This is a genomic window from Streptomyces sp. NPDC028907 (genome assembly GCF_055564995.1).
Genome location: NZ_JBVHVE010000005.1, coordinates 100,566 through 115,348 on the forward strand (window position 1 = coordinate 100,566; position 14,783 = coordinate 115,348).

Here is a 14,783-nt window from a genome sequence, read left to right on the forward strand (position 1 = left end):
TCATGCCTCAGCGCGTTCGTGTTCCGCTGCGGGTGATCGTCGGCTCGTACGCCGACGCCACTGTGTCCGTGTACACGAAGATCGCTGCCCTGGACCGGCGCGACACCGGATGCGAGGCCGGGGTCGCCTACCTCTCCGGGCTGCTTGGTCTGGCGCGCTCCACCGTCGAGCGGGCGCTGACGCAGCTGATGCGGCCGGACCCGGCGGACGACGTGGTGGAGCTGACGAGCCAGCGGCGCACGCGGCCGGGCGGCGACGGCTGGACGGCGGTGCGCCGAATACGCGCCACCAACCCCCAGCGTGAGCACGGGGCCTGGGTACCGTCGCGCGCCGCCGAGTCTCTGTCGCCGCGCCAGCTGCGTACGTATGCCGCCCTGGCGTACGCCACCGCGACCGGCGCACACATCACCCTGCCCGAGCTGGCGCGCGTGCTGCGCCACCGCTCCGGGACGAAGGCCGGCCTGGCGCTCGACATCCGCTCCGTGCGGCGCATCCTGCGGGAGCTGGAGCGGCTCGGCTGGATCACCGTGGAGCGGCGCGCCGGATACCGGGGCCGTCACCTCTACACCGTCCACGACGAACCGGTGCAGGCCGCGTTGGCAGAGGACATTGGAGAGGGATCGGGTGGGGATCTTGGTGAGGGATCGCTACTAGAGGATCACCACCAGACTGACTCACCGGATGATCAACCGCCTGCTGCCGTCTTGGGTATCCGCCGTAGGCGAGAGCAGGTAGTAGCGCGCGAGGCCGCGGGCAATCCTCCGCTTGCGCCGTCGCTCGGCCGCCCGTACGCCGGGCCGCAGCTGAGTCTCGCTCCGCGGATCTGGCGAGTCCTCGAACCTGTTCGTCCGCTGCTGCCGGGCCTGTCGCCGTACGTGGTGCGCGAGTTGGCGAGGCAGATCGGCGGCCAGCTCGACGACGGCGTCGACGCCGAAGCACTGCGCGCCCGGCTGGAGTTCCGCTTCGCCTCCACCGAGGACATCCGCGACCCGGGCCGGTGGCTGCTCAGCGCGGCGCTGCGACCGCCCGGCCGCCCTCCCGGCCCCCGCCGCCCGCCGTACCCGCGCCCACCCGGCCGCTGGCACGAGTGCGAAGCCTGCCGCGCCCCCTCGCGCAATCCGCTCCCTGACGGCGTCTGCCGGACCTGCCGACCCCCAGACCCGCTGATCCTGCTGAGGAGGTGGCAGCGATGACCGACACCGACGTGCCGCGCCCGGCCACCCACCAACTGCTCTCGCTTGCCCAGGTGTGCCGCCCGGACTGGTCCGTCGACCAGCTGAGCGACGTCCTTGCCCGGGTCCGCCCCGAGATGACCTGGGGCCGCTGCCTGGTAGCCGTCGCCCAGCTCATCGCCGATCCGACCGCCGAGCCCCCCGACCTGCTCGCCGAACTCCCGGAGGCCTGGCGGCAACGCCGGCACCAGCCTCCGCCCGAGACCGCCCACCGCGGGGCCGCCGCCGTACGCGCGGCCCTGCACCGCCCCGAGTCCGACTGCTCCTGAGAAGGGACGTGATGGCGATGACCGCGACGATGCACATCAGCCGTCGCACCACCTCGCACCACCCGCTCGCCAGCCTGCGAGCCCGCTGGGCCGCCTACACCCTGCGGCGTACGCAGCGCGCCGAGGCCGCGTACTTCCAGCGGCTGCACGACGCGCTGCCCCTCGACGACCCCGACCGCCACGCCCTCGACGCCCCGGCCCTGGAGGATGCGTTCGCCCGCCTGGCGATCAGCCACCCCGACGAGGTGGCCGCGTCCGGGATGCGCACCGCCGACCACGAGCAGTTGCTCCTGGCCGCCCGCGACGAGTGGTTCCGTCACGCCCACCCGGCGCCGGAGCACCGCTGGTCGCCGGACGAGCGGGCCGCCTACGAGGCGCTGATGGCCACCGTGCACCGCAGCCGCCCCGGTGGTGCATCGTGACCGCCACTGTTGAGACAGCCGACGCCGTCACCCGTGACCGGCTGCGCGTTCAGCTCCGTGCCCTCACCGGCCGCGTCCTCGCCGAGGTACGTATCACCCGGGTTCGCTGGCCGGAAGGTCTGCGCTGGGTCGCCATGGCCCTGGCCGATCACCGGCCGTACGCGAGGGCTGCGACACGTCGCTGCGAGGTGCCGCTCGCCGAAGGCACCCTGCACAAGGACATCGCCATCCTGATCCGCGACGCCTTCCCGCACGCCGACTGGAGCCGAGCCCAGGACTACGACGTCACCACCGGAACCCTTCGCGAGCACGCCGTACGGCTGCCCGCCTGCCTCCGGGGTGACGCGCTGTGACCGGGGCCAAGGGCAGTCCGAGAGCAGACCACCGGCACGCCGTCGACCAGGCCAAGCAGCTCCCCGGCCAATGGGTGCTCGCCGCAACCTACGGGTCCACGCAGAGCGCCAAGAGCGCCGCCCGGCTGATCCGCACCGGCGGGGGCACGAACCTGCCTTTCTACCGCCCGGCCGGCGCCTTCGAGGCACGCCACGCCCTCACGCAGGACGGCGCCGATCTCTACATCCGCTACGTCGACCCGGCCGCCGTCGCAGCCGCTGGCTTCCGCGAGTCCATCGAGGCCGGGCTGACCGAGTCCTACGACTCCTTCTCCAGCCGCATGGACGCGACCGCCGACACCACCCGGAGGGCCTGATGCTGCTCTTCACCAAGACACCCCGACAGCCGTCGGCCAAGGAGCGGCAGCTCGAAGCCGAAGTCCGCGACCTGCGAAGCCTCGTCGCCGCGCTGAGTCACCGTCTCGACGACGCCCAGCGCGCCAACGAGGGCGCGTACCGGGAGTTGGAGTTGGCCACCGGCGGTGCCCGCTTCGACCCCGATCAGCCGTTTGGCAGCGAACCCCGCAAGCTCGGCAGGCTCTGGCTGAAGGGGGACGCTCCGTGATCGCGTACGTGTTCCTCGCACTCGGCACCGCCGGAACCGCAGGCCTGATCTACGCCGTGGCGCCCGCTGGCCATGGACTGCACCGTTACGTCGTGCCCCGCTCCATGCTGCGCGCTGAGGCTGCCCGCCACCAGGCGGCGGCCGACGAGCTGGCCTGCAAGCTGATCGGCCTCGCCAGCGAACACGACAGCGTGACCGCCCACCGCGACGACCTGACGGCCGCGCTGGAGCAAGCCCGGCTTCGGATCGCCGACCTCGAAGACCAGCTGCGCGCCTTCGACTCGACGTGCTCCGAGAACTCCCGGCTCCGCGCCGAGCTCGCCAACGCCACCGCCATCCGGTCGCGGCTGCCCGGACCGTCCCCGGCGGACGACGCCTCCGCCCTGCCCGACGAACTCCAGGAGTTCGTCAGCGAGACCGCCTCCGCCTGGCGCGCCCGCGCCTGACACAGACCCCCGCCCGCCGCCCGGATGCGTCCGGCCAGGCGGCGGGCGGCCCAACCCAAGAGAAGAGCAACGATGTTCGGCAAGAAGACCTCGACACCGGCCCCGGTGATCCCGCACACCCCTGCAGTCAGCCTCGACAAGGTGCCCGCCCCGCTGGTGTCCCTCGCCAAGGCGGCCACCACGTCGCTGGAGAAGAACGGCCTGTCCGGGCAGCGTGCGGCCGTCTACCTGGTCGTCGACCGGTCCGGATCGATGTACCCGTACTTCGCCAATGGCAGCGTGCAGCACCTCGCGGACCAGGCGCTCGGCCTGTCCGTGAACCTGGACGACGACGGCACGGTGCCGATGGTCATGTTCGACAGCAGGTCCTACCCGATCGTCGACGTCAGCCTGGACCGGTACCAGGGCGTCGTCGCCCAGCAGCACCAGCTGCACGGCGGCGACCACACCATGGGCGGCACTCAGTACACGATCGCGATGCGCGCCGTCGTCGAGCACTACCTCTCCTCGGAGCCAAGCCACCCGGCGCTGGTCATCTTCCAGACCGACGGCGAGCCACAGGACCAGGGCGACGTCCGCCTTCAGCTCGTGCAGTCGTCCAAGCTGCCGATCTTCTGGGCGTTCGTCGGCTTCGGTCCGCGCAAGGTCCGATTCCTCACCGAACTCGACACGATGCGCGGCCGGCTGCTGGACAACGCCTCGTACTTCCACGCCGGAGACAAGCCCACCGGCCTCACCGACAGCGTCGTCTACGACGGCATCACGAAGGAGTTCGGGCAGTGGGTGCCGCAGGCCCGCGCCAAGGGACTGCTGTCGTGAGGCCCGCGCGTTCCCTCGCGGCCGCGTTCGCCACCACCTGTGCCGACGTCGGCGACCCGTACTGATTCGCCCGGCGCGGGGCCTGCCAGCCCCGCGCCCGCTCACCACGAAAAGCAGCGCCATGGACCTGGAGAACTGCCCGACCTGCGGCCAGCCACACCCCTGCCGGTGCGGCAGCCCCGGCCACACGGCCGCGCACTGACCTACACCACTGGAGCATCCCGTGAAGAAGAAGCCCACCCCGATCACCGCACGCCTGACCACGACCCGCCTCATCGAGGTCGTGGCCGCAGACCTCGGCACCACGCCGAAGGACGCTCACGAGATCGTCATGACCGTCTTCTCGGCCATCGCCCGCGCCAACGCGGGCGGCCATGACGTGGCGATCACCAACTTCGGCACCTTCGTCTCGCACCGGGTCAAGCGCGGCCGGCGCCGGAACCCGCAGACCGGGGAAGCCTTCACTGCCCCCGCGCATCAGAAGGTCCGCTTCCGCGTGTCGCCCCAACTCGCGGACGCCGTACGCCGCCGGGACCGCAAGGTCACCATCCGCAAGGCGCCCAAGGGCAGCCGGACGGCAGCGGAGTGATCCATGGCCTACACCGGATCTGTCCCCGACACCGGGGCCCGCCGCCTGGACTGGATGGAGTCCATGGCGTGCCGCACTGAAGACCCTGAGAAGTTTTTCGACCAGGCCCGCGAGCACGAGGCACGCCTCATCTGCATCGTGCGCTGCCCCGTACGCCAGCAGTGCCTCGCCGACGTCAAGGACGCCGAGCGCGGCCTGCACCGCGACGACCGCGACGGCGTCCGCGCCGGCCTGACCGGCAACGACCGGTACAGGCTCGACGCTGGGGCCTCGCGCCGCAAGGAGGACGCCCCTCCGCTCGTGCTGGACGGCACCGAGGCCTGCGGCACCTACAACGCCATGCTCGGCCACCTGTGGCGCGGCGAGCTGGTGGACCCGGGGTGCTGGAGCGCCGAGGTACGCCGTGACCGCCTCAACCGCGTCGGGAAAGCGGTCCAGGGACGCGATCACCTCTCGGAGGCGTCATGAAGGTCCGCGCCGACGTCGCAGAGCTGTTGCGCGAGGGACTCCCCGAGAGCCACATCGCCGTCCAGCTCGGCATCGACCGAGGCACCGTGAAGCGAGCGCGCCAGGCACTGGGTCTGCCGGCGCCCCCGCGCGGCAAGCGCAGCCAGTACGCCTCTTTGAGCGACGCCTTCCGGCACCACACGGAGCCGGTCCCCGGCGGACACCTGCGCTGGACCGGCCCTACCGATGGCACGTTCCCGTATCTGGGCTATGGCGGGAAGCGGTACGCCGCGCCCCGGCTGGCCTTCCAACTTCACTGCGGTCGGGAACCCGTCGGGCGCATCACCCGCATCCGCACGTGCGACTTCCCGGGCTGCGTCGAGGGCGGCCACCTTCTGGACCACGCGAACCGTGAAGCCCACCTGCGGGCCGACGCCGCCTTCGACCTGATCTTCGGCAGTGACCCGGCCTGCGTCGCCAGCAATGAATCCCCGTAAGGATCCTGATGTCTCAGCTCAGCCTGATCTCGATGCTGATCGCCTTGGTCGCCGTCATCGCCATGCTCTGTGGCCTGCCCGACCCCTGGTACTTCAGCCTGCTGTCCTTCGCAGCCCTGATGGGGAGTGCCGACGCCGCGTACCGCGAAGTGAAGCTGTGGGCAGTCCTGCTGCTCGCCACCGCAGGGGCCTGCGCCGCGGCGGCGGTGGCCACGGCACTGCGTGACGCTCACACCCGGCACACCAGCACCTGATGGCTGTCCTCACGCCCTGGCAGGTCTTCTTCGTCGCCGTCATCGGCGGCTGCGCGGCAGCCCTCGCCACCACCGCCCTGCGCCTCATGAGGCGCGGCCTATCCCGCCTCTTCGAGGACTTCCTGACCTGGCGGGACGCACGCCGCGCTCGCCGCTACCTCGACACCTGCCGAGCCATCGACGCGCTCGGCACCACCACCGAACACACCAGGACTGAAAGAGAAGCCGTGTCCGACAACGCACAGCTCGCCCGCACCGGAACCGCCGGCGCCCTCGTCATCGGCGGCGTGGCCGTCACCGGCTGGTACCTCCTGGCCGCCGCCCTCGCCATCGTCGCCGTCGGAGCCCTCTGCATCCGTGTCGGCTTCCGCTCCGGCCGTGAGGCAGGCGAGCAGTGACCAGACCCTTGACCGCGCACCGGCAGCGCTCCGGCGTCCTGCTCACCGGCGCCATATGCCTCACCCTGGCCGCAGGCTGGTCCGTCCACCACGGCGTCGAAGCAGCGGGCTACGGCGGTGACAACGGCTCCCGGCTGGCCGCCGTGTGGGGCGTGACGTTCCTGCTGCTCGCCACACAGACCGTCATGTACCACTGCGAGCGGCCCCGCCGTACGACGCCCCGCGCGCGCCGCCAGCTCGACGCGCTGCACGTCGCCGTTCTGCTGCCCGTCTACAACGAGGACCCCGGCTACCTGAGGCTCGGCCTGGAGTCGATGCTCGCGCAGACCCGACCGCCCACCTCGGTGCACGTCGTCGATGACGGCTCCACCAGCAGCGACTACGCCGAGGTCCGCGCCTGGTGGAACCAGGCCGCCAAGGTCGCCGGGATCACCGCCACATGGCAGCGCACACCGAACCAAGGCAAGCGGCACGCCCAGGCCGCCGCCGTGCACGCCAGCCCTGACGCGGACGTGTACGTCACCGTCGACTCGGACTCCTGCCTCGCGCCGAACGCGCTGGAGGAGATCCTGCTGCCGCTCGCCAAAGCGCGCGTGCAGTCCGTCGCCGGGATCGTGCTGGCCACCAACCACCGTAGGAACCTGCTCACCAGGGTCACGGACTTGTGGTTTGTCACCGGGCAGCTCAGCGACCGCTCCGCCCTGTCCGCGACTGGCGCGGTCCTGGTCAACTCCGGGCCGCTCGCCGCCTACCGGGCCGCCGTCGTCCGCGACAACCTGGACAGCTACCTGAACGAGCGGTTCATGGGCCGCCCGGTGATGTTCTCCGACGATTCCCTGTTGACGCTGTACGCGCTGCTGCGCGGCCGCACCGTCCAGCAGCCCACCGCGGTCGTCTTCACCGCCCTGCCCGAGCGGGCTTCGCACTTCGCCCGCATGTACATGCGCTGGATGCGCGGCTCCACCATCCGCTCTGTGTGGCGCTTCCGCTACCTGCCGCTGACCGGCTGGGCGTACTGGGCGCACCTGTTGCGCTGGTTCCAAGTTGCCCTGTCCACCGCGGTCCTCGGCTGGCTGCTCGTCGTCGAGCCCGCCCTGTACGGCCGCACCCCGCCCGCCAGCTTCCTGGTGGTGCCGTTCCTCATCGGCTGGGCGCAGGCCCTGCGCTACCTGTCCATCGCCCGCAGCGACGAGCAGCTCGGCGGCCGGTTGCTGACCTGGCTGCTGATGCCGCTCGCCGTGGTCGGCTCGTGGACGGTGCTCCGGATCATGCGCTGGTACGGCATGGCCACCTGCGCCCGCACCGGCTGGGGCACCCGCCAGAACGGCGCCGAAGTCTCCCTCACCACCGCGGCCGCCGAACTGCCGGACGACGGCACCGCCGAGATCCCCGTCGCGAAGCTGCTCGATCCCGAGACCGAGACGACGCTCACCCTGCCCATCCCGCGCCAGCGCACCGCCACACCCCTGCACGAAGGAACCCGCCGATGATCCGCAACACGGAGAAGGACGCCAAGGACCCGGTGGAGGCGATGCTCATCCTCGCCGCGAGCATGGGACCCGGCGGCCCGAACCAGGCCATCGCCGAGCAAGAGCGCGCCGGACAGGCGCAGCTGGTCAACTCAGAGCAGCTGCCCACCGACCTCAATGGCGGCGACAGGGCCGACTTCGAGGCCCTAGGCATCAGCTTCGGTGATCCCACGGCAGGAGACCCGTTGTTCCAGTCGGCCACTCTCCCCGACGGCTGGAAACGGGAGGCCGCCGACCACGACATGTGGTCGTACGTCGTCGACCAGTTCGGTCGCCGCCGCATCGCCGTCTTCTACAAGGCCGCGTTCTACGACCGGCGCGCGTTCATGAGCATCAACACCGTGTTCGGCTACGTCACCGAGTGCGTGCGCCAGGGCGCCGACATCGTCACCGACGACGAGTGGGCCACCCGGGCCGCGGTCGCGGCCGAGCTGCGCAAGGCCGCCGAGCGCGAGCAGGAGAGCGTGAACACCTGGATGTCCCATGGCGAGCGCGGTGGGATGGACGACACCGTCCGGAAGTACGTTGCAGAACACTGCGCCGCCCGGGACAAGTTCGCCGCCTTGGCCGCCCGCTTCGAGGCGGTGACCGAGGCATGACCGAACAGATCAGTTTCGGGCGCCCGTTCGTACTGCGCCGCGACCGCGATATCAGCGGCGTGTCCGGCACCGGCATCATCGCCGACGGGATCCTGTTCCCGGACGGCCACGCGGCGATCCACTGGCGCGGGAAGTGGGCGTTGACGACGCCGCACCCGGACGGCATGGACTCGATCATGGGCATCCACGACCACGGCGGCCAGGGCGACCTGCACGTCATCTGGGCCGACGAGCTCACGATCCCGGTGGCCAGCCACCTGGAGGCCGCCGAACGGGCGCAGCAGGAGATCAAACGGCTGCACGGTGTCGCCGGTCGCGCGTACCTGCTGGCCGACCGATGGCAGGCCGCCCACGGCTCGGCCAACTTCCTCGTCCGGGCTGCTGGCGCCGAGCTCCGCGACGAGCTGGACGGTGAACCGGAGCCGTCAGCGGAAGCGACTGAGCACACCTGCACCAGTGCCTGCAAGGGCATCACCGGCATCCGCGGCCTGCTGGAGCATGTCGGCATCGACACCCGTGGCCGGGCTATCGGCGTCGCCGGTCGCGTGGTCGGCGCGGCGAGCAGTTGCTTGAACCCGGATCACGCCTGCGTGAAGTGCGGCGTCTGCGCGTACGAGCACCCCGCTGAGGGCGGGTGCGTCGTCGGTCAGCTGCCGGCTACCGAGGGGCGATCGGCTCGCACCCGCTGCGCTCCCGCGGAGCAGGCTCCCCCGAACCAGGGCGCGCCGTCCGGGATCGAAGTGCGGGACCCGTGTCCGTACTGCACCGGCGCCCCGTTGTTCCCCCGCAGCGAACTCGGCGCTCACATCCAGGCGACGCATGCCCGCGTCCTGGCTGCACTCGCACGCGGCGTCCGCCTCGACGAGCTGCTGCACGACCCCGAGTTCCACTGCCGACTCCCGCACGAGATGGAGGTGTGACCGTGGGGAACCCCGACAGCCCGTGCCTGCACGAGAACCACGAGGCCCGGGTCAACGTCATCCGGCTCACCGCGAGTGAGGCCGACCCCACCCCGGTCGGATTCTCCGCCGAGGTCAAGGTCAGCTGTGCCGACTGCAAGGAGCCGTTCCGGTGGACCGGCGTGCAGGCAGGGCTGTCCCCGCGCGGCCCGATGTGCAGCGTCGACGAGACCGAACTGCGCGCCCCGCTCCGCCCCGCGTCCGCCGACCCGGACTTCGGCCTCGGCCTGCCCGGATTCTCCGTCCGCTACAGGGAGGGCTGACCGTGGCACAGCGAATCAGGGAAGCCAGAGTCCGCCAGCTGCTCATCGACCAGGGCCACGAGTTCTCTGAGTTCGAGGCAGGGGAGTGGGACCCCGGGTTCCGGGTCGCCCAAGCGCGACGTCGTGCGGTGCACGTCTTCTACGACGGCCCCGGCGAGGCCGACCAGCTGGCGGCCATCACCGCCGAGCTCCGCGCCGCCGGACTGCACGTCGTCGCCACCCAGCAGGACCGCGGCGGCCGCCGACGCTTGGAGGTGACTCGCCCGTGATCGAGCGACTCGTCATCGACTGCCACGAACTGTGGGAGAAGGTCGTCGGTCTGCCCGCAGGCCTGCGCACAGCGCAGCGGTGGCTGCGCCTGAACGGCATCGATCCGGTCGATGTCCCGCTGCACTCCGAGATGGTCATCGAGGACTCGGCGTACGGCGTGGTCATCCGCTACCAGGCGTACCGGACCAACGAGGACGGCCGCCGCTACGTCGACCCTGACGACCCGAACCGGGCTGCTGTGGGGAACCGCACGGCGCTGCTGAAGTTGGCGCCGCCCGCCGACTGGGTGACCGTGACCGGCGGTGAGCGTTGAGCACCACCGACCTGGAAGCCGAGCTGCGCACCGCCGCCGCCCGACTGCGTGACGGCAGCACCATCAAGGGGCGCGTGGACAGCGACAGTCGCGACCTGCTGGAGGTCCTCCGCATGCTGCTGCTGCTGCCCGAGCCGCTCGCCCGCTGGCTGGAGGAGCAGGCGGAGTACGTCGCCCGCTCCGGCATGTACGACGTCCTCGCGGTCGACGTCGCGCGCGTCATCAACGGCACCGGCGAGCCCGGCCGCGGCGAGGACGGGCACATCACGGACCGGCTCAGCGGCGCTTATCTGTACGAGCAGGTGATGCGAGCGGCAGGTGAGAGCCCGTGACCACCGTTGCCCCCGAGCCGACCCTGCCCGCGACCGACCACGGCGAGGACCTGGATCACGTCGTCTGCTGTGACGACGACCTGGCCCTGTGCGGCGCCGACGTCTCGGGACACGACTGGGTGGAGGGCGACCCGCAGCCCACGTGCGTCGTCTGCCGGGACCTCGCCGGCCAACCATGCGCCAGGTGCGGCGAGTGACCGCCCACCCGATCCCAGAGAACGGCCACTGCTGGTGGCTGGTCTCCGGGAAGGAACGCCGCCTGCACGCCATCCGCGGCCACGACGTCACCGCCGAGGCGATGCGGGGCGCCATCGATGAAGGCCGGCCGATCCCTGTCCGTGCGGTGTGCGGGCTGCGCCGCCGGTGGTGGCTGCCGGGCCTCTTCTCCCGCCTCGGCCGCCGCCGCTGCGTCCCCTGCTGCCGAGCCCTCGTCTTCGAGCCCGGCTACGGCACCCCCGCCAACGAAGCATCACTGAAGGAGAACACCGATGGACGCTGAGAAGCGCGTCGTCACGATCGACCGGCACGAGTGGACGCTCAAGAGCCCGGCCCACCACACCGAGGTGGAGAAGGCCGTCCGCGTTGCGGAGCACGAGCGATCGGCCCTCGCCTCCAAGGGGACACGCACCGGTGACGTCGAGATCTCCGGCGGCGACGACACCGTGATCGTCTCGTTCGAGGCCGAGCGCCCGAAGAACCCCAAGCGGGGCGGCGTCGCATTCCCGAACTCGGAGCCCGCCGATGCCTGAGAACCGTCTTACGGCCGACACCGTCCAAGGCCACTGCCCTGCCTGCGGGTGGGCGTCGCTCTTCGTCGGCGAGGGCGGCTACCTCACGTGCTCGCGGCTGGAGTGCCCGCAGCCCGACGCCGCGCACAGGATCCTCGACGACCGCGAGACCGAGCACATCGTGCAGTTCGACGCTGGCGGCTTCACCGTCCGCCACCCGCTGCGCGAACGGCTCGACGACGCGCTGATGCAGTGCGACCTTCACCGGCACTGCGCCCGCCTGCCCGGCCCACCGTCGGTGCTCGGCCGGTACAGGGCCGTCGCAGACGGCATCTGGCAGTTCGAGCGACTCGACGAGCAGGAGGACTCTGATGTCTGAGCGCCCCGCCGACGAACGCCACACCCCCCGGCCCCCGGGCCGCGTCGAGTGCGGGATGTCCAGCGGGATGGACTGGTGGTGGGTGCTCCAGCCCGGCCACTCCGGGCAGTGCGTGCCCCGTCGCGGCATTGCCCCCGATGCCGCTCGGGCGATCAGCGGGGGTGCCGATGCAGACGCTTGACGAGCTGGTGGCCGACCTGGTCGACCGCTACACCGGGGATAGGGACCACCCGGGCGACGGCGGCCCGGGCCTTATCCACCGGCTCGACACCCTCGGCCTGCGCACCCGGCAGCCGGCCGACGGCGGGCATGCTCCGCCCGGCTCCAGGCCGCCGACGTCGCTGGAGGCCGTGAACTGGTCGCAGCGCATCAAGGTCGACGCGATCGGCCTGGACATGCAGCTGCGGCAGTCGGCGCGCACGCAGTCCTGGCATCGGGCGCTCAAGGCGATCCCGCCCGGCGCCGAAGCCGCGGACCGCGTCCCCGAGGTGGCGCGGATCGTCGGGCGGTGGCACGGCACCGTCCTCACGGTCCTCGGCCTGCGCGGACCGTCGGTGCACTTCCGGATGTGCCTGTGCCTGGCGTGCGGGGAGCGCACCGTGTACGGCCGCGCCGACGATGACCGGCCGCGTGCCTGGTGCATCAACGACGCGTGCGAGGACGGCGACTCGGGCGCCCCGGCCCGCTACGAGGGGACGCGCTTGTACCTGCTGACGACGTACCGGGCCAGTGATCGGGAGCCGGTGCCGGAGTGATCACCAACGGGTGATGAAGGGCCGAGAGTTGTCAAAGAAAGTACGACTAGAGGGTTGTGGCAACTAGTACTTTCTCGTACTCTGTTTAACAGAGGTCGGGGCACAAGGCCCCGGGTGACACCCGTGGGGAGGCGGCCATGGACATCACGCTCTTCCGCTCCATCGACCTGATCGAGCCGGGCGACCTGGTCGTCTACCACGGGTCCCTCACCGCCCTGCACGGCCTGTGGCTCGCCGTCCCGTGCGGCTGCGCGATCTGCGCCCGGCTCGACCGCTTCGGCATCGCCGACGTCCGGTTCGCGCTGGCCGACCCGTGGGGCGAGGTGCCCGGCCCGTTCCACGTGCGCCGCGCGTCCATCACCCGTTCCGCCGCCTGCGCCTGACACCTGATCAACCCTGAAGGGGGAACCATCGTGACTCTCTCCGACGTCAACACCCAGTTCGCCAACGAGAAGACCGCCCAGCTCGACGCCGCGCGCGCCGTCGAGGCCCGCTTCCAGGCCCGCATCGACCGGGGCGAGATCCGCATGATCAGCGGCGACCGATACGAGGTCCTCACCGGCTGGGACCGGGGCGAGGTCTTCACTGTCTCCCGCAACACCCAGGGGCAGATCGAGCAGATCATCGCCAACCACGGCCTCGACGAGCGGGCGGACGGCACGATCGCCCTGTACGCGTCGTCCCCCGCCTGGCACGGCCTCGGCCAGATCATCCCCGGCGGCACCACGGACATCGACGAGGTCCTCGGCCTGTCTGGCCTCAACTTCGAGGTCGACACCGTGCCCGCCCTGTACCGGTGGGGTGGCGAGCTGCGCGAGCACGCCGACCAGCGGCACACCGTCCGCACGGACACCGGGGCCGCGCTCGGCGCCGTCGGCAAGAAGTACACGCCGATCCAGAACCGGCAGGGCTTCGAGTTCCTCCAGGAACTCGTGGGCCGCTACGACGTGGTGTGGGAGTCGGCCGGGCTGATCCGGGGCGGGAAGCGCGTGTTCATCTCGATCCGCCTGCCGGAGACCGTCACGGTCGACGCTGACGGTATCGGCGACATCGTGGTGCCGTACGTGGCTGTGATGAACGACCACTCCGGCAACGGACAGTTCCAGTGCGTCGTCACCCCCTGGCGGCCCGTCTGCGCCAACACCGAGCGGTTCGCCGTCCGCGACGCCGTGACCCGCTGGGCCGTCCGCCACACCGTCGGGGCCATCGACGAGATCAAGGAAGCTCGTCGCACCCTCGGCCTGTCCGTGAAGTACTTCGAGCAGTTCGCCGACGAAGAGACTGCCCTCGCCCGCACGGACATCGCCGTCGCCGACTTCCACAAGGTCGTCGCGGACCTGTGGCCGCTGGACGACGACGCGAGCGACCAGAAGCGCACCAATTTCGCCGCGCGCCTCGGCGACCTCGATGAGGTGTTCCGCTCTGAGAGCGAGCGCGTCGGCCGGACCGCGTACGCCGCCGAGCGTGCCATCACCGGCTACCTGGACCACGTCGCCCCCCGGCGCCCCGGCAAGTCCATGACCGAGGAGATCGCCCGCGCCACGGCCGCCCTCGAAGGCGCTGACGACGACATGAAGTCCAAGGCCCACCAGCGACTGCTGCTCCTGCGCAAGCGCTGACCCAGACCGGCGGCCGGGTTCCGTTCCCCCGGCCCGGCCGCCACCCCAGGGCCGCGCCCCGCTCCCTTCCCCCGCCCGGTGGGGCGCGGCCCGCACAACTCAACATCGAAGCGCCGTAGCTCAGTTGGTAGAGCACTGGTCTTATAAGCCACGAGGTCGCGGGTTCGAGTCCCGTCGGCGCCACTCCATCACCGTCCGGCGGCCGGACACGCGACCCTCCCGACTCGCTTCCGCCCGCCGGGCCCAGCCCATGGAGCGAGCCATGCCCTCACCCACGCGCCACCTCTCCGGCGCCGCCGAACTCCTCCAGGAGTTCAACCACGACTCCCAGTTCACCAAGGCGGACTGGGAGTACCCCGCCGCCTCGTACCGCGCCCTCGGCGCCCTCTCCAGCCTCGTCACCAAGCTGGAGCAGGCCATCGATCAGTCCGTCCGCCCGGTCATGCACACCTACGCGCACGGTCGCGTCCGCATCGACGGCGGTGGCGACGCCGACCAGGCCGTGGCCCACATGCGCGCCGCCATCGACAACGCGAAGAAGGCGGCCGGCCTGCTCAGCGCGACCGTCGACCACCTGCACGCAATCACGTCGCCCATGGGCCTGGACACCCGCGGCCTCCCCGGATTCGAGGACTGACCGCCATGAGTGCCACACCCAACCTGCCGTCCGTCGCCGTGGCTTGCCCGGCCTGCGGTTCGCCCGCTGG

Annotated in this window: 29 protein-coding genes and 1 tRNA gene; all 30 read left to right on the forward strand. The window is 71.2% G+C overall.

What is annotated here, in order from left to right; all coding sequences use genetic code 11:
• The first annotated feature begins 2 nt into the window (after positions 1-2).
• A complete protein-coding gene (locus ACZ4UU_RS16255; RefSeq protein ID WP_468040364.1) occupies positions 3-1,193 on the forward strand; it encodes a hypothetical protein in 1,191 nt (396 codons plus the stop codon).
• The gene (locus ACZ4UU_RS16260; RefSeq protein ID WP_468040365.1) at positions 1,190-1,501 is read left to right on the forward strand and encodes a hypothetical protein; all 312 of its coding nucleotides are present in this window, start codon (positions 1,190-1,192) and stop codon (positions 1,499-1,501) included. Before ACZ4UU_RS16255 ends, ACZ4UU_RS16260 begins: the two co-directional genes overlap by 4 nt.
• 11 nt (positions 1,502-1,512) lie before the next feature.
• Entirely contained in the window at positions 1,513-1,923 is a 411-nt protein-coding gene (locus ACZ4UU_RS16265; protein WP_468040366.1) for a hypothetical protein, read from the forward strand.
• Positions 1,920-2,276: a hypothetical protein gene (locus tag ACZ4UU_RS16270; protein WP_468040368.1), complete on the forward strand. Its 357-nt coding sequence runs from the start codon at positions 1,920-1,922 to the stop codon at positions 2,274-2,276. The genes ACZ4UU_RS16265 and ACZ4UU_RS16270 overlap by 4 nt, the downstream gene beginning before the upstream one ends.
• The gene (locus ACZ4UU_RS16275; protein ID WP_468040369.1) at positions 2,273-2,632 is read left to right on the forward strand and encodes a hypothetical protein; all 360 of its coding nucleotides are present in this window, start codon (positions 2,273-2,275) and stop codon (positions 2,630-2,632) included. The genes ACZ4UU_RS16270 and ACZ4UU_RS16275 overlap by 4 nt, the downstream gene beginning before the upstream one ends.
• Positions 2,632-2,880 carry a hypothetical protein gene (locus ACZ4UU_RS16280; RefSeq protein WP_468040370.1) on the forward strand — a complete coding sequence of 83 codons (249 nt, stop codon included), beginning with the start codon at positions 2,632-2,634 and terminating at the stop codon, positions 2,878-2,880. Before ACZ4UU_RS16275 ends, ACZ4UU_RS16280 begins: the two co-directional genes overlap by 1 nt.
• Positions 2,877-3,326, forward strand: a complete 450-nt coding sequence (locus ACZ4UU_RS16285) for a hypothetical protein (RefSeq protein WP_468040371.1) — start codon at positions 2,877-2,879, stop codon at positions 3,324-3,326. Before ACZ4UU_RS16280 ends, ACZ4UU_RS16285 begins: the two co-directional genes overlap by 4 nt.
• Positions 3,327-3,398: 72 nt before the next feature.
• On the forward strand, positions 3,399-4,145 hold the full coding sequence (locus ACZ4UU_RS16290) for a VWA domain-containing protein (protein WP_468040373.1): 747 nt from the start codon (positions 3,399-3,401) through the stop codon (positions 4,143-4,145).
• A gap of 223 nt (positions 4,146-4,368) precedes the next feature.
• Positions 4,369-4,734, forward strand: coding sequence for an HU family DNA-binding protein (locus tag ACZ4UU_RS16295; protein WP_468040374.1), 366 nt, complete (start codon positions 4,369-4,371; stop codon positions 4,732-4,734).
• Between the two features lie 3 nt (positions 4,735-4,737).
• Complete coding sequence (locus ACZ4UU_RS16300; RefSeq protein WP_468040376.1) at positions 4,738-5,202, forward strand: WhiB family transcriptional regulator; 465 nt, start codon at positions 4,738-4,740, stop codon at positions 5,200-5,202.
• Positions 5,199-5,678, forward strand: coding sequence for a hypothetical protein (locus ACZ4UU_RS16305; RefSeq protein ID WP_468040378.1), 480 nt, complete (start codon positions 5,199-5,201; stop codon positions 5,676-5,678). Before ACZ4UU_RS16300 ends, ACZ4UU_RS16305 begins: the two co-directional genes overlap by 4 nt.
• Positions 5,679-5,686: 8 nt before the next feature.
• The gene (locus tag ACZ4UU_RS16310; RefSeq protein WP_468040379.1) at positions 5,687-5,932 is read left to right on the forward strand and encodes a hypothetical protein; all 246 of its coding nucleotides are present in this window, start codon (positions 5,687-5,689) and stop codon (positions 5,930-5,932) included.
• A complete protein-coding gene (locus ACZ4UU_RS16315; RefSeq protein WP_468040381.1) occupies positions 5,932-6,330 on the forward strand; it encodes a hypothetical protein in 399 nt (132 codons plus the stop codon). Before ACZ4UU_RS16310 ends, ACZ4UU_RS16315 begins: the two co-directional genes overlap by 1 nt.
• Positions 6,327-7,820, forward strand: coding sequence for a glycosyltransferase family 2 protein (locus ACZ4UU_RS16320; protein WP_468040382.1), 1,494 nt, complete (start codon positions 6,327-6,329; stop codon positions 7,818-7,820). The genes ACZ4UU_RS16315 and ACZ4UU_RS16320 overlap by 4 nt, the downstream gene beginning before the upstream one ends.
• Complete coding sequence (locus ACZ4UU_RS16325) at positions 7,817-8,458, forward strand: hypothetical protein (protein ID WP_468040384.1); 642 nt, start codon at positions 7,817-7,819, stop codon at positions 8,456-8,458. The genes ACZ4UU_RS16320 and ACZ4UU_RS16325 overlap by 4 nt, the downstream gene beginning before the upstream one ends.
• Positions 8,455-9,378: a hypothetical protein gene (locus ACZ4UU_RS16330; protein ID WP_468040386.1), complete on the forward strand. Its 924-nt coding sequence runs from the start codon at positions 8,455-8,457 to the stop codon at positions 9,376-9,378. Before ACZ4UU_RS16325 ends, ACZ4UU_RS16330 begins: the two co-directional genes overlap by 4 nt.
• Positions 9,379-9,380: 2 nt before the next feature.
• Positions 9,381-9,680 (forward strand): hypothetical protein, encoded by a 300-nt coding sequence (locus ACZ4UU_RS16335; RefSeq protein WP_468040387.1) that lies wholly within the window; start codon positions 9,381-9,383, stop codon positions 9,678-9,680.
• A 2-nt stretch (positions 9,681-9,682) separates the two neighbouring features.
• A complete protein-coding gene (locus tag ACZ4UU_RS16340; RefSeq protein WP_468040389.1) occupies positions 9,683-9,949 on the forward strand; it encodes a hypothetical protein in 267 nt (88 codons plus the stop codon).
• Entirely contained in the window at positions 9,946-10,263 is a 318-nt protein-coding gene (locus tag ACZ4UU_RS16345; RefSeq protein ID WP_468040390.1) for a hypothetical protein, read from the forward strand. Before ACZ4UU_RS16340 ends, ACZ4UU_RS16345 begins: the two co-directional genes overlap by 4 nt.
• Positions 10,260-10,595 carry a hypothetical protein gene (locus tag ACZ4UU_RS16350; RefSeq protein ID WP_468040392.1) on the forward strand — a complete coding sequence of 112 codons (336 nt, stop codon included), beginning with the start codon at positions 10,260-10,262 and terminating at the stop codon, positions 10,593-10,595. The genes ACZ4UU_RS16345 and ACZ4UU_RS16350 overlap by 4 nt, the downstream gene beginning before the upstream one ends.
• A complete protein-coding gene (locus ACZ4UU_RS16355) occupies positions 10,592-10,792 on the forward strand; it encodes a hypothetical protein (RefSeq protein WP_468040394.1) in 201 nt (66 codons plus the stop codon). The genes ACZ4UU_RS16350 and ACZ4UU_RS16355 overlap by 4 nt, the downstream gene beginning before the upstream one ends.
• The gene (locus ACZ4UU_RS16360; protein ID WP_468040395.1) at positions 10,789-11,094 is read left to right on the forward strand and encodes a hypothetical protein; all 306 of its coding nucleotides are present in this window, start codon (positions 10,789-10,791) and stop codon (positions 11,092-11,094) included. Before ACZ4UU_RS16355 ends, ACZ4UU_RS16360 begins: the two co-directional genes overlap by 4 nt.
• The gene (locus tag ACZ4UU_RS16365; protein WP_468040396.1) at positions 11,084-11,344 is read left to right on the forward strand and encodes a hypothetical protein; all 261 of its coding nucleotides are present in this window, start codon (positions 11,084-11,086) and stop codon (positions 11,342-11,344) included. Before ACZ4UU_RS16360 ends, ACZ4UU_RS16365 begins: the two co-directional genes overlap by 11 nt.
• On the forward strand, positions 11,337-11,702 hold the full coding sequence (locus tag ACZ4UU_RS16370) for a DUF6085 family protein (protein ID WP_468040398.1): 366 nt from the start codon (positions 11,337-11,339) through the stop codon (positions 11,700-11,702). The genes ACZ4UU_RS16365 and ACZ4UU_RS16370 overlap by 8 nt, the downstream gene beginning before the upstream one ends.
• Complete coding sequence (locus ACZ4UU_RS16375) at positions 11,695-11,883, forward strand: hypothetical protein (RefSeq protein WP_468040399.1); 189 nt, start codon at positions 11,695-11,697, stop codon at positions 11,881-11,883. The genes ACZ4UU_RS16370 and ACZ4UU_RS16375 overlap by 8 nt, the downstream gene beginning before the upstream one ends.
• Entirely contained in the window at positions 11,870-12,457 is a 588-nt protein-coding gene (locus ACZ4UU_RS16380) for a hypothetical protein (RefSeq protein WP_468040400.1), read from the forward strand. The genes ACZ4UU_RS16375 and ACZ4UU_RS16380 overlap by 14 nt, the downstream gene beginning before the upstream one ends.
• 137 nt (positions 12,458-12,594) lie before the next feature.
• Positions 12,595-12,840, forward strand: a complete 246-nt coding sequence (locus ACZ4UU_RS16385) for a hypothetical protein (protein WP_468040402.1) — start codon at positions 12,595-12,597, stop codon at positions 12,838-12,840.
• A 30-nt stretch (positions 12,841-12,870) separates the two neighbouring features.
• The gene (locus tag ACZ4UU_RS16390; RefSeq protein ID WP_468040403.1) at positions 12,871-14,076 is read left to right on the forward strand and encodes a DUF932 domain-containing protein; all 1,206 of its coding nucleotides are present in this window, start codon (positions 12,871-12,873) and stop codon (positions 14,074-14,076) included.
• A 110-nt stretch (positions 14,077-14,186) separates the two neighbouring features.
• Positions 14,187-14,259, forward strand: a tRNA-Ile gene (locus ACZ4UU_RS16395).
• A 79-nt stretch (positions 14,260-14,338) separates the two neighbouring features.
• Positions 14,339-14,713: a hypothetical protein gene (locus tag ACZ4UU_RS16400; RefSeq protein WP_468040405.1), complete on the forward strand. Its 375-nt coding sequence runs from the start codon at positions 14,339-14,341 to the stop codon at positions 14,711-14,713.
• The last annotated feature ends 70 nt before the right edge of the window (positions 14,714-14,783 follow it).

Excerpts from the sequence above, each read along its gene's own strand:
- ACZ4UU_RS16310 (WP_468040379.1), top strand. The coding sequence starts at position 5,687 with ATGTCTCAGCTCAGCCTGATCTCGATGCTGATCGCCTTGGTCGCCGTC.
- ACZ4UU_RS16290 (WP_468040373.1), top strand. The coding sequence starts at position 3,399 with ATGTTCGGCAAGAAGACCTCGACACCGGCCCCGGTGATCCCGCACACC.
- ACZ4UU_RS16255 (WP_468040364.1), top strand. The coding sequence starts at position 3 with ATGCCTCAGCGCGTTCGTGTTCCGCTGCGGGTGATCGTCGGCTCGTAC.
- ACZ4UU_RS16400 (WP_468040405.1), top strand. The coding sequence starts at position 14,339 with ATGCCCTCACCCACGCGCCACCTCTCCGGCGCCGCCGAACTCCTCCAG.
- ACZ4UU_RS16280 (WP_468040370.1), top strand. The coding sequence starts at position 2,632 with ATGCTGCTCTTCACCAAGACACCCCGACAGCCGTCGGCCAAGGAGCGG.
- ACZ4UU_RS16300 (WP_468040376.1), top strand. The coding sequence starts at position 4,738 with ATGGCCTACACCGGATCTGTCCCCGACACCGGGGCCCGCCGCCTGGAC.
- ACZ4UU_RS16305 (WP_468040378.1), top strand. The coding sequence starts at position 5,199 with ATGAAGGTCCGCGCCGACGTCGCAGAGCTGTTGCGCGAGGGACTCCCC.
- ACZ4UU_RS16315 (WP_468040381.1), top strand. The coding sequence starts at position 5,932 with ATGGCTGTCCTCACGCCCTGGCAGGTCTTCTTCGTCGCCGTCATCGGC.
- ACZ4UU_RS16265 (WP_468040366.1), top strand. The coding sequence starts at position 1,513 with ATGGCGATGACCGCGACGATGCACATCAGCCGTCGCACCACCTCGCAC.
- ACZ4UU_RS16370 (WP_468040398.1), top strand. The coding sequence starts at position 11,337 with ATGCCTGAGAACCGTCTTACGGCCGACACCGTCCAAGGCCACTGCCCT.
- ACZ4UU_RS16385 (WP_468040402.1), top strand. The coding sequence starts at position 12,595 with ATGGACATCACGCTCTTCCGCTCCATCGACCTGATCGAGCCGGGCGAC.
- ACZ4UU_RS16375 (WP_468040399.1), top strand. The coding sequence starts at position 11,695 with ATGTCTGAGCGCCCCGCCGACGAACGCCACACCCCCCGGCCCCCGGGC.
- ACZ4UU_RS16325 (WP_468040384.1), top strand. The coding sequence starts at position 7,817 with ATGATCCGCAACACGGAGAAGGACGCCAAGGACCCGGTGGAGGCGATG.
- ACZ4UU_RS16365 (WP_468040396.1), top strand. The coding sequence starts at position 11,084 with ATGGACGCTGAGAAGCGCGTCGTCACGATCGACCGGCACGAGTGGACG.
- ACZ4UU_RS16330 (WP_468040386.1), top strand. The coding sequence starts at position 8,455 with ATGACCGAACAGATCAGTTTCGGGCGCCCGTTCGTACTGCGCCGCGAC.
- ACZ4UU_RS16380 (WP_468040400.1), top strand. The coding sequence starts at position 11,870 with ATGCAGACGCTTGACGAGCTGGTGGCCGACCTGGTCGACCGCTACACC.
- ACZ4UU_RS16260 (WP_468040365.1), top strand. The coding sequence starts at position 1,190 with ATGACCGACACCGACGTGCCGCGCCCGGCCACCCACCAACTGCTCTCG.